Genomic DNA, 11,993 nt, shown 5'->3' with positions numbered 1-11,993 from the left:
TTAACTAAATTGTGACTGATCTTTGAAAGTCTGAATGGCTTTATCCAGCACCGCTTCTTCTGGAAGATCCTTCGTTGTGCGAATCGTTTCAAAGATACCAGCGTCGTGTGAGTCAATGTAATCAAACATATCATCTTGGAAAGTCAAAATATCATCAACAGGAACACTGTCTAAAAAGCCATGTGTCAAAGCATAAAGAATCAAGACTTGTTTTTCAACTGCCAAAGGTTTGTGAAGTCCTTGTTTAAGAACTTCTACTGTGCGGCGTCCGCGATTAAGCTTAGCCTGTGTTGCTGAATCAAGATCAGAACCAAACTGTGTAAAGGCTTCAAGTTCACGATAAGAAGCCAAGTCAAGACGAAGGGTTCCTGCAACTTTTTTCATGGCCTTAATTTGGGCAGAACCACCAACACGTGATACAGAAGATCCGGCATCAATAGCTGGACGGATTCCTGAGTTAAACAAATTTTCTTGAAGGAAAATTTGACCATCAGTGATGGAAATAACGTTGGTTGCAATATAAGCTGAGATATCACCTGCTTGCGTTTCAATAAATGGCAAGGCTGTAATAGAGCCGCCACCCAGCTCGTCAGAAAGCTTAGCAGAACGTTCCAAAAGACGGCTATGAAGATAGAAGACATCCCCAGGATAAGCTTCACGTCCCGGCGGACGGCGCAAAAGCAGAGAAAGTTCACGATAAGCTACTGCTTGTTTTGATAAGTCATCATAAACAATCAAAGCATGTTTACCGTTGTACATAAATTCTTCTGCCATTGCAACACCTGCATAAGGAGCAATATAAAGCAAAGGTGAAGGTTGCGAAGCCGAAGCTGTCACTACAATAGTATAATCAAGAGCGCCATATTTACGAAGAACCTCTACTTGACTGCGAACAGTGGATTCCTTTTGACCTATAGCAACATAGATACAAATCATATCCTGTCCTTTTTGGTTAATAATAGCATCAACGGCAATTGAAGTCTTACCAGTTTGACGGTCTCCGATAACCAATTCACGCTGTCCGCGGCCAATTGGTACCAAAGCATCAATAGCCTTGATTCCTGTTTGCAAAGGTTCAGAAACAGATTGACGCTGCATGACACCAGGAGCTGCTGCTTCAACAGGACGTGTCGCAGTCGTTTCAATTTCACCCAAACCATCAACAGGCTGACCAAGCGGATTAACGACTCGACCAATAAGAGCCTGGCCGACTGGTACTTCCATAATTTTACCAGTACGTTTAACCGTGTCACCTTCACGAATACTATTAAAATCACCAAGAATAATAATACCGATATCACTAGACTCAAGGTTTTGCGCCATTCCAAAAGTTCCATTGTCAAACTCAAGCAATTCACCGCTCATAGCATTATCAAGTCCGCAAGCACGAGCAATACCATCACCGATATAAGTAACAACACCAGTCTCTGTGACATCAAAATTTGGCTGGAAGTTTTCAATTTGCTTTTTAATTAAAGCGCTAATTTCTTGTGCGTTAATTGCCAAAAATCACACCACTTTCTATTTCAAATTCATTTTTAATTCTTGTAATTGGCTACGAATACTAGTGTCAATTACCTTATTATTTGCTTTAATAATAAAACCACCAATGATTTTATCATCAATTTTTTCAATAAGATTTCGTTTGGTTAGGGCAAATTTCTTTTCAACAAGTGCTGTCAACCGTTCTTTTTGATCATCTGAAAGAGCGATAGCTGTTGTCACCTCAATATCAAAGATATGTGTTTTAAGACTAAGCTCTTTCAAAACCTCTTTCATTATAAGATAAAGAAATTGCTGACGTTCATTTTGTAAGATAATCTCAAGAAACCGTTTCATATAGTCCGAACTAGACTCTTGAAACAGTTTTACGACTTTAGCTTTAGCAGACAGATCAATCGCCTTGCTTGCTAAAAAATCTTGTACTTGCTGATCATCAAGAACACTCAAAATTGCTCTAACTTCATCATAGATAATAGGGACTGAATCTCTTTCAAGAGCGACTTCAACAAGACTCTTGGCATAGATCTCAGTCACAGCCTGTGTTTTTTTATCCATTAGGCATCTCCTAATTTGTCTAAGTAACTATCAATTAAGTCACCCTGAGCTGTCTTATCAAGATTTTTTGCCATAATTTTTTCGGCTAAAAGAACACTAAGATCTGCCACATCTGCCTTAACGCTTGATAGGGCTTCTGCCTTGCTTGTAGCAATATCTTGATTGGCCTTATCTTTTAGACGACCGGCTTCCTCATGAGCCTCTGTTACAATCTTAGACTCTTGAGCTTTACCAGTTTCCTTAGCGTTATCAATAATTTGGGCAGCCTCATCCTTAGCTTGGTTAAGCTCAACTTGACGTTTATTCTCTAAAACCTGAGCATTTTGACGTGAATTTTCAGCATCATCAATATCCTTTGCAATTTTTTCTTCTCGTGCTTTGAAAATAGCTGCCAGCTGAGACCAAGCAAATTTCTTAACCAGAAGTAATAAAAGGATAAAAGAGCCTGTCACGATAAGCAAATTGCCTAGACTTGTTCCATTAATAAGTGTTGACATAAATCACTGCTCCTTTCTTAATTGTCTTTAGTATCAATATTGACCTTTTTGCCAATATAAGTTGTCGTTAAAAGAACAAAGACATAAGCTTGTATTCCTGAGATAAAAATAGAAAATCCAATCCAAGCCATATTAAGCAGAAAGGCTATTGGTGTCGCATACGGGCTAAAATCAGCAAACTGTACCAAAAGCGTCATAACAACTTCACCAGCATAGATATTACCATATAAACGAAGAGACAGTGAAATAATATTCGTTAGTTCTTCTAAGAGATTCATAGGCAACATGGCTGCTGTCGGTTCTAAATAATCCTTTAAGTATGTTTTCAAGCCATGCTTACGAATCCCTTCAAAATGACAGATTACCGCCACCATTAAAGAAAGACCAAAATCAACTGCAAAATTTGCTGTTGGAGAAGTCCATAAATTATAATCTTTGACTTGAATCTTTGTTAATAAACCAATATTATTAGCAACAAAAACAAAAAGAAAGAGACAAAAAGCAAATAGGCTGTAATTCTTAGTATAAGAACCTAAATTAGGCTTGATAATTCCAAGGACAAAATCATAGATCCATTCTAAAACATTTTGTCTGCCTGTAGGCTTTATTTTTAGATGGCGGCTTGTCCAAAAGACAAATAAGAATGCAATAAGAACAACTAAGAGAGACATCATCAAGATGGTTAAGTCAAACTCAATACCTAAGAATTTAACCGTTGGATTTATTGTTTTTTCCAACTTTCATTCCCCCTTCTCTTATTATGAAATCAGCCAACAAAGAATGTTGAAGCAAGAAGCACGAAAAAGGTACCTTCAATAAAGGCAACACCCATAATCATGAGCGTTTGTAACTTACCATACATTTCAGGCTGACGAGCTGCAGATTTTGCAATATTAGCAACTAAAATTCCTTCACCAAGGCTAACGCCTAAAACAGCAATCCCAAGTGCTAAAATCTTTAAATTCAACATAATGAATTCTCCTTCAAAATTTTTTACTTGTTTAGTTTAGTCCTATTTTGCAGGTTTGTCAATGAAAACAAGAAATTTGGTTGCGCTTTCTTAGACTTTTCTTAACCTATTCTTTTAAATTATCAATAGCTTTTCTCAGTACTAGAGAAGACGCTTTTAAATTTGATTGCCTATCTTATAAATATTAGATCAAAAAAGAGGCTTAGACGCTTTTGTCTAAGTCTCCTATTGGGAAGGCTTATTTTTCTAACTGCCAAATTTCTTTAGCATATTGCACAATCGTGTCATCTGAAGTAAATTTATCAGAGTTAGCAATATTACGCAAACTCATTTGCGACCAAGTTTCCTTATCCCGATAGAGTTTATCAATCTTTTCCTGAGCTTGTACATAAGCTGTGAAATCTTCAAGCAAGAAATATTCATCGTTATGAGTAATCAGAGCTTCATAAATTTCAGTTCCTTCACTTGGACAGTTAGGAATCGTTCCATTGATAAAGGTATCAACAACACGTTTAATAACTGAATTAGACTCATAAACGCCGCGTGAGTAATAATCGTGGTTTTCATAGTGATGATAGACATCATCCTTGGTCATACCAAAGATAACAACATTATCATCACCAACTTCATCTTTGATCTCAATATTGGCACCGTCAAGTGTTGCTAAAGTAATAGCACCTGTCATCATGAATTTCATGTTAGACGTTCCTGAAGCTTCTTTAGAAGCTAGAGAGATTTGCTCAGAAACATTGGCTGCTGGTATGATGAGTTCTGCTAGACTGACATTGTAGTTTTCAAGAAAGATAACTTTCAGTTTTCCTTGAAGACTTTCATCGTTATTAATAAGATTGGCTAATTCATTAATAATTTTAATCACAGATTTGGCAAAATGATATCCCGGTGCTGCTTTGGCTCCAAAGATAAAGACACGCGGAACCATATCAAGATCTGGATTATCCTTTAGATCCCAATACAATTTCACAATATGAAGAACATTTAGCAGCTGGCGCTTATAGGCATGCAGACGCTTAACTTGTACATCAAAGATAGCATCTGTTGAGACCTCCACGCCTGTTGATTCTTTTATATAAGCAGCTAATTTTGCCTTAGCATCTTGTTTAACCTGATAAAAATGATTAAGTACAGCAGAATCATTGACAAAATCATTCAGCTTTCTTAATTCATGAATATCCTTACGCCAGCCATTACCAATCGTTTGATCAAGCGCTGCAGATAATTCTGGTGCTGCAATCTGTGTCCAACGACGCTGTACGATACCATTAGTCTTATTATTGAATTTTCCAGGATAAAGGGTATAAAAATCATGCAAGGTATCTTCTTTAAGCAGTTCTGTATGAAGTTTCGCAACACCATTAACAGAGTGACCGCCAATGATAGCCAAATTTGCCATATGAATTTGATTATCTTTAACAATGCGAGTATTTTCAATAATTTGAGGATCAATGCCTTTTTGGGCTAAACCAGCAACAAAACGGTTATCAATTTCCAGAATAATTTGATAAACACGAGGCAAGACATTCTTGAAAAGTCCAGCATCCCACTTTTCAAGAGCTTCTGAAAGAATGGTGTGGTTAGTATAACTCATCGTTTGCACAGTCGTTTCCCATGCTTGATCCCACTCAAGATCGTATTCATCAACCAACAACCGTATGAACTCAGCTGGTGCTACTGCTGGATGGGTATCATTGATATGAACAGAAATCTTTTCGTGAATTCTTTCTAGCGGCAAACCTTGTTTAAGGTAAGATTTAATAATGGTTTGTAAACCAGCACTTGTCATAAAGTATTCTTGAATCAAACGCAGCTCTTTACCTTCATAATTAGAATCATCCGGATAGAGAATAGCCGTAATATTTTTAACACGGCGACGCAATTCCAGAGTTGGGTAATTCAATTCATATTCTTCAGGAATCTCAACATCCCAAAGACGCAAATTATTAATGTTATCATTACCAAAACCAATTTGCGGAACATCATAAGGAATAGCACGCAGGATTTGTGCGCCATCATAAACCGGAACAATGCGTCCTCTTTCATTAGCCTGCAAATAAACATTGCCAAAAAGCTTTACTTCAACAGCATCATGATCTTTACGTGTTTCCCAGACATTGCCTACAGAGCCAAACCAAGAATCTGGTAATTCTACCTGATAGCCATCAACGATACGTTGCTTAAAGAGACCATATTTATAACGAAGACCATTACCAAAACCAGGATAACCTGTTGTCGCTAATGAATCCATAAAGGCTGCTGCCAGACGACCGAGACCGCCATTACCAAGTGCCATATCATGTTCAGCATTTTTAACGTCCTCAAAATTAACACCAAGTTCAGCAAACCCTTCCTTAACCGTCTCTAAGATCCCTAGATTAAGTAAATTAGTTTCCAGCATACGTCCGGGAAGAAACTCAATTGAAAAATAATAAGCTACCTTTTGCTGATTCTCAGAAATCTTGCGATTTCTTTCTAACCAAAGCGGTGTATAATATTTACGAACAACCTTAGCCAAAGAAGCAAAAAGTTCCGTTGGCGTTGCTTCAGGTACCTTGATTAATTGTTCTTCATGCAGAGTATCTTTAAAGTCACGAATGAATTTTTCTTTTGTTAGTTGCATTTTTTTCCTTTCATGAGAGAGAACTAGCCTAAGCTAGTTCTTTATATAGACGTTCATAAGCTTGACTGGCTGTATCCCAAGAGAAGTCAGTTGTCATCGCATTTTTTTGAAGAATTTTCCAGTCTTCTTTTCTATTATAATAGACATCTAGCGCAGCTTCAAGCGTTTTGGTCAGCCAATAACCTGAGAAGTCTTGGAAACCAAAACCTGTTCCTGTCTTTTCAAATTCATTGTAAGGAATAACAGTATCCCGAAGTCCGCCTACTTCATGTACAAGCGGTAAGGTACCATAACGCATGGCCATCATTTGTGACAAGCCACAAGGCTCAAAGGCACTCGGCATCAGGAAGATATCGCTGGCAGCATAAATTTGCTGAGCTAATTCTAAATCAAAAGTGATATTGGCTGACATTTTGTCTGGATAAGCATGGCCAAACCAAGAAAAAGCATTTTCAAAATCAGCATAGCCTGTCCCTAATAAAACAATCTGCAAATCCAGTTGCATCATGGCATTAAGTTGATCAACAACTAACTGAAAACCTTTCTGATCTGTTAGACGGGAGACAATACCAACCAAAGGAACGTCCTCACGTACTGGTAAACCGACACGATCCTGCAAAACTGCCTTATTTTTTGCTTTACCTGACAGATCATCTTTTGAAAAATGGACTGGCAGATACGAGTCTGTTTCCGGATCAAACAAGTCCGTGTCAATACCATTGACAACACCGCTCAGCTTACCTGATTCCATGCGCATAATTTGATCCAATCCCTTACCAAATTCAGGTGTCATAATTTCCTGAGCATATGACGGTGAAACAGTCGTAACACGATCTGCATAGAGTACCGCTGCTTTCATCCAATTGAGACAGTCATTCCACCGCAGCGTTCCATCTCGATAACGCTCATCACCAACACCAAAAAGCTCTCCTAACATGGATGGATCAAATTGTCCCTGAAATTCAATATTATGAATAGTAAATACTGTCTTAATATCATGATAAGCATTAATCCAATGATATTTTTCCTTCAGCAAGTAAGGAATCATGGCAGTGTGATAATCATGAACATGAAGAATATCTGGAATAAATTGAATTTTTTCCATAGCTTCTAAAGCAGCTAATTGGAAATAGGCAAACCGTTCACCATCATCAAATTCTCCATAGACTTGGCCGCGATAAAAATAATGTGTATTATCAATAAAGTAAAAATCAACGCCATCTCTGAAGATATGTTTGATACCAACATATTCACGACGCCAGCCGACATTGGTGAAAAAATAGAAAAGGTCTTCTATTTGATCCCCAAATTTAGCATCAATAACATCATAATAAGGAAGGATAACACTGACTTCATTACCATTTTTGACAAGGGATTTGGGCAGGGCACCAATGACATCACCCAAACCACCTATTTTTGCAAAGGGAGATCCTTCCGCTGCTACAAATAAGATTTTCATTGAATAATATCCTCAACAATTTCACTTGCTTTTGCGACTACAACAGGTTTATCTCCTGTACCGCGAATGGTTACTCCGGGAGCAATTTTAACAGTTTTATCAAGAATAGCATTCTCTACTACTGCACCATCTCCAATGCTTACTTTAGGGAAAACAACACTGTTAACAACATGGGAATTATCGGCAATATAGCAATTACGTGAAATAATAGAATGATCCACGGTTCCCTTGACTATACTACCTGAAGCAAACTGGGCATTTTTAACAGTTGACTCAGCAGCAAAGTAAGTTGCTTCTTCATTTTTCACCTTTGTATAAACCTTTTGGTTAGAATAAAGCAAAGAATAGAATTTTTGAGATTCCAGCATGTCCATATTAGCATTGTAGTAAGATTGGACAGAAGAAATGTTAGCAAGATAGCCAGTGTATTCAAAGGCGAGAGCTTTTTCTTCAACTGTTAAATCACGTAATAAGAAACGAAGATTAATTGGTTCTTCTTTTTGATTTTCTCTTTCCAGTTTTTCAATCAGCCATGGCGTATTCACAATATAAATACCAGCAGACATTTTTTCTGATTCATTTCCAGATTGGCTATCCCGGCGTCCCGTAACAGTATCTGATTCATCAATTTCTAAAATGTCATTAGCTGCAGAAATAGCATTGATTGGCAATTTCTTATAAACAACTGTCATATTGCGTTGATTCGCATTGTGCAGATGAATCACTTGCTGCAAATCAATATTACACAGGATATCACAAGACATATAAATGGTTTGATCAGAACCTGAACGTTTTAAATAAGTCAGGATTTGATCATAATAATCTTTATCGGCATAAACACTGTCTTCTGGTGTATTATAAAAACCTAGGAAATAATGACTCAAAAGAGTATTGAGCCCCCATTCACGGCCGCTTCTGATATGGTCAAAAACAGACCGAATATTTTGTCCGCGAAAAATACCATAAACACTTCGAATACCAGCATTTGCTAAATTTGACAGTTGAAAGTCAATCAAACGGTATTTCCCATCAAAAGGCAGATTTGCCAAGGGACGTGTGTCTGTCAGCCCTTCCATTTCCGGAAAACCAATGGCACTCCCTAGAATTGCAGAATATTTATCAATCTTCATTTGGAACCCCCACTACTTCATTGTAACCAATAACTTGGACTTCTTCAGTACCATCAATCTCAACACCTTCACCAATCTTAGCACCTTCACCAACAATGGCACGTGTGATTTTAGCACCTTCACCAATAACGGCACCACTCATAATAAAGGAATCTTTGATTTGGGCGCCTTCTTTGACCTGAACATTGGTTGACAAAATGGAATGTTCAACCTTACCAGAAACAAAGCAGCCATCTACAACCAAAGAGTCTTTTACATGAGCTTCTTCGGTGATAAAGTTTGGTGGTGCGATTAAATTTCTTGAATAGATTTTCCAAGAGCGATCACGGCTGTGAAGGTCATTGTCTTCACCAATATATTCCATATTAGCTTCCCAGAGTGATTCAATGGTTCCAACGTCTTTCCAGTAGCCATTGAAATTATAAGTATAAACACGTTCACCCGACTCAAGATAGGCAGGAATGACATTTTTACCAAAGTCAGACATGTCAATATTGTTCTTTTCAGCATCAACAAGCATGGTTCTCAAGCGATCCCAATTAAAGATATAAATTCCCATTGAAGCCTTAGTTGATTTTGGCTGCTCTGGTTTTTCTTCAAACTCAACAATACGATCATTAGAATCCGTATTCATAATACCAAAACGACTGGCTTCTTTGAGAGGAACATCAATAACTGCGACTGTTAGGCTGGCCATATTATCCTTGTGGGTTTGAAGCATATCATCATAATCCATCTTATAAATATGATCACCCGACAAAATAAGAACGTACTCCGGATTAATACTATCGATATAATCAATATTTTGATAGATAGCATGGCTGGTACCTTGGAACCAACGATTTCCTTCCGTTGCAGAATAAGGCTGAAGAATTGTTGCCCCAGAATTAATACCATCCAAACCCCAGCTTGAACCATTTCCTATATGACTGTTAAGTGCCAGTGGTTGGTACTGTGTAATAATACCAACATTATTAATGCCTGAATTGGCACGATTTGAAAGTGCAAAATCAATAATACGATAACGTCCGCCAAACTGGACAGCAGGTTTTGCAATGCTTTGCGTCAATTTTCCAAGTCGTGTCCCTTGTCCTCCAGCAAGAATAAGAGCTAACATTTCATTCTTCATATGCATTTCCTTCCCAAATAAGTTTTCACTTTCTCAAACGACGTTTTATTTTCCAAATACTAGCACCTAAGGCTGGCAAAGTGAAGCTGAGTGTATTTTCATATTCCTTCCACAATTTTTTTTGTGTTTTGACTGTCATATTGTGCTCTTTCCAAACCCCGCCAAATTCCTCAAGTTCAGTATTCCATACTTCTTCATATATGCCCTCAACTGGCACGCCTATTGTAAAACCTTTGCGTTCCACAGGAACCATATTGAAGACACAAACTAATAGATCTCCCTTCTCATTTTTTCTGATAAAAGACAAGACACTTTCATCAACATTATCAGCATCAATAATTTCTAAACCATCGTAACTGGTATCCAATTGCCAGAGTACCTTATGATCTTTATAGAATTGATTGAGCTTGCTGGTAAAATCTTGCATCTTAAGATTGAGACCATCTTCCTCTTCAAGATTAGTCCACTCAAGAGCATGGTCATATTTCCATTCCAAGAATTGGCCAAATTCACTCCCCATAAAGAGCAGTTTTTTACCAGGATGGCAGATTTGATAAGTATATAAATTTCTCAGACCAGCAAATTGATTATAACGATCGCCCCACATTTTATGCATCAGACTCTTTTTCCCATGCACAACTTCATCATGTGAAAATGGTAAGATAAAATTCTCGGAAAAGAGATACATAAAACTAAACGTCACAAGGTTAAAATCATATTTACGATAAATTGGATCTTCTTCATAGAATTTTAGGATATCATTCATCCAACCCATATTCCATTTATAGTCAAATCCCAGACCGCCTTCTTCACGCCTGCCTGTAATCTTGGTTGTAGCTGTTGACTCTTCTGCAATCATCATTACATCTGGATGGGCTAATTTGAGTACTGTATTTAAGCGCTGCAAAAAATAATAACCTTCTAGATTGCGATTGTCACCTTCGATGTTAGGCTGCCAAGGTCCTTCATCATAATCTAAATAGAGCATATTGCTGACAGCATCAACACGAATACCATCAATATGATAGAAATCTATCCAAAATTTAGCACTAGAAATCAAGAAAGACTGCACTTGATTTTTACCCAAGTCGAAATTAAGAGCTCCCCAACGATAATTATGGGCACGGTCATGATCCTGATACTCAAAGGTCGGTGTCCCATCAAAATAAGCCAGAGCATCATCATTTTGTGTAAAATGACCAGGCACCCAGTCAACAATGACACCAATGTTATTAAGATGGCAGGCTTCCACAAAATCCTGAAATTGTTCTGGAGTACCATAGGTGTGCTCAAAGGCAAAGAAGCCCATCAATTGGTAACCCCAGCTCATTCCCAAAGGATGAGCCATCAAAGGCATGAATTCGACATGCGTATAATTCATCTTTACTAAGTAAGGAACCAATTCATCCTTTAATTGTTCAAAGCTATAGGGACTTCCATCTTCATTTTGCTTCCAAGAACCTGCATGAACTTCATAAATATTGACTGGTCTTTTAAAGAACCCCCAGCGTTTTCGGCGGCCCAACCAAAGACCATCTTTCCATTTCCTTTCAGGAATGGTTCTGATGAGAGAGCCCGTTCCCGGACGCTCCTCCAAATAAATAGCAAATGGATCCATCTTTTCAACAATTTGCCCGCCTTGTCGCTTCACAAGGTATTTATATATATGGCCTTCTTTAGGTAAATCCGTAAAGACTTCCCAAACACCTGCCTCATTTTTATCCATTTGTAAGGGATTATCAAACCAGCCAGTAAAGTCACCAATAAGATGAAGATCCTCAGCATTTGGCGCCCAAACCCTGAAAATATAACCCTTTACGCCATTTTTTTCAGTTTCATGAAATCCAAAGTAGTGTTGTGCATGAAAGTTCTCCCCAGTTCCAAATGTTCTGAGTGCTTCTCTTTCATCCATTATATCACCTCCTCTTTTGTATCGCTTATCAAATCTTTCTAACAGAAACGCTCAATTAGCAGTTCGTTTTCCTTGATTGCTGCATTCATTCAGTTTGTCTTATACTAATTAGAAGTATTCTCAGACTTTTGGCTGTGCTGTACTCACTGGATTATTCCACCATTTAAAGAAAACGAATTACTATTAAAAAGCAAAAATAACCC

The 11,993-nt window shown here is 37.8% G+C and carries 10 protein-coding genes; all 10 read right to left on the bottom strand.

The genetic code is table 11. The features are described from left to right. The 10 genes from atpA to glgB all read right to left on the bottom strand — a co-directional run bounded on the left by atpA (nucleotide 1) and on the right by glgB (nucleotide 11,790). The gene (gene atpA, locus SRT_RS03080) at nucleotides 1-1,506 is read right to left on the bottom strand and encodes a F0F1 ATP synthase subunit alpha (RefSeq protein WP_128832997.1); all 1,506 of its coding nucleotides are present in this window, start codon (nucleotides 1,504-1,506) and stop codon (nucleotides 1-3) included. 15 nt (nucleotides 1,507-1,521) lie between these two features. Beyond that, nucleotides 1,522-2,058, bottom strand: a complete 537-nt coding sequence (locus tag SRT_RS03075; protein WP_128832996.1) for a F0F1 ATP synthase subunit delta — start codon at nucleotides 2,056-2,058, stop codon at nucleotides 1,522-1,524. Continuing rightward, nucleotides 2,058-2,555, bottom strand: a complete 498-nt coding sequence (gene atpF / locus SRT_RS03070) for a F0F1 ATP synthase subunit B (RefSeq protein ID WP_128832995.1) — start codon at nucleotides 2,553-2,555, stop codon at nucleotides 2,058-2,060. Before atpF ends, SRT_RS03075 begins: the two co-directional genes overlap by 1 nt. A 17-nt stretch (nucleotides 2,556-2,572) precedes the next feature. Then, nucleotides 2,573-3,292 (bottom strand): F0F1 ATP synthase subunit A, encoded by a 720-nt coding sequence (gene atpB / locus SRT_RS03065; protein WP_128832994.1) that lies wholly within the window; start codon nucleotides 3,290-3,292, stop codon nucleotides 2,573-2,575. Nucleotides 3,293-3,321: 29 nt separating this feature from the next. Further along, the gene (locus SRT_RS03060; protein ID WP_002262946.1) at nucleotides 3,322-3,525 is read right to left on the bottom strand and encodes a F0F1 ATP synthase subunit C; all 204 of its coding nucleotides are present in this window, start codon (nucleotides 3,523-3,525) and stop codon (nucleotides 3,322-3,324) included. A gap of 238 nt (nucleotides 3,526-3,763) precedes the next feature. Then, nucleotides 3,764-6,160: a glycogen/starch/alpha-glucan phosphorylase gene (locus tag SRT_RS03055; RefSeq protein ID WP_128832993.1), complete on the bottom strand. Its 2,397-nt coding sequence runs from the start codon at nucleotides 6,158-6,160 to the stop codon at nucleotides 3,764-3,766. 28 nt (nucleotides 6,161-6,188) lie between these two features. Next, nucleotides 6,189-7,619, bottom strand: a complete 1,431-nt coding sequence (gene glgA / locus SRT_RS03050) for a glycogen synthase GlgA (protein WP_128832992.1) — start codon at nucleotides 7,617-7,619, stop codon at nucleotides 6,189-6,191. Then, nucleotides 7,616-8,749 (bottom strand): glucose-1-phosphate adenylyltransferase subunit GlgD, encoded by a 1,134-nt coding sequence (gene glgD / locus SRT_RS03045; RefSeq protein WP_128832991.1) that lies wholly within the window; start codon nucleotides 8,747-8,749, stop codon nucleotides 7,616-7,618. Before glgD ends, glgA begins: the two co-directional genes overlap by 4 nt. Further along, on the bottom strand, nucleotides 8,739-9,878 hold the full coding sequence (locus SRT_RS03040) for a glucose-1-phosphate adenylyltransferase (protein ID WP_128832990.1): 1,140 nt from the start codon (nucleotides 9,876-9,878) through the stop codon (nucleotides 8,739-8,741). The genes glgD and SRT_RS03040 overlap by 11 nt, the downstream gene beginning before the upstream one ends. A gap of 25 nt (nucleotides 9,879-9,903) precedes the next feature. Beyond that, entirely contained in the window at nucleotides 9,904-11,790 is a 1,887-nt protein-coding gene (glgB, locus tag SRT_RS03035) for a 1,4-alpha-glucan branching protein GlgB (RefSeq protein WP_128832989.1), read from the bottom strand. Nucleotides 11,791-11,993 lie beyond the last annotated feature (203 nt).

The sequence above is a fragment of the Streptococcus troglodytae genome, assembly GCF_002355215.1.
GTDB classification, from domain to species: domain Bacteria; phylum Bacillota; class Bacilli; order Lactobacillales; family Streptococcaceae; genus Streptococcus; species Streptococcus troglodytae.
The sequence above is the reverse complement of the archived record's forward strand: the minus strand, read 5'-3'. Positions and strand labels throughout refer to the sequence as shown.